Below are 302 nucleotides of genomic sequence, written 5' to 3' on the forward strand. Positions count from 1 at the left end.
ATGGCTAAGTAGCTCAGCTGGTTAGAGCACATCACTCATAATGATGGGGTCACAGGTTCAAATCCCGTCTTAGCCACCATTTCTTTTTTAGAAGTGGCTCTGCAAGAGTTAAATTGCACTCAATGAAGAGTTTAAAATAACTACCATTTCTTTGATTAATTCAAAGTGATATGCGGGAGTGGCGGAATTGGTAGACGCGCTGGATTTAGGTTCCAGTAACTTAGGTTGTGAGAGTTCAAGTCTCTCTTTCCGCACCATGTTCTTGATAAGAACTCAAATTATCAAATATTCTTAGTTGGGAT

2 tRNA genes are annotated in these 302 nt (G+C 39.7%); both read left to right on the forward strand.

Annotated features, from left to right (window positions below):
* Positions 1-2 precede the first annotated feature (2 nt).
* Positions 3-79: transfer RNA gene (locus CWB66_RS21450), tRNA-Met, on the forward strand.
* Between the two features lie 93 nt (positions 80-172).
* Positions 173-257, forward strand: a tRNA-Leu gene (locus tag CWB66_RS21455).
* Positions 258-302 lie beyond the last annotated feature (45 nt).

This window comes from Pseudoalteromonas sp. S558, assembly GCF_005886635.1.
GTDB classification, from domain to species: Bacteria; Pseudomonadota; Gammaproteobacteria; order Enterobacterales; family Alteromonadaceae; genus Pseudoalteromonas; species Pseudoalteromonas aliena.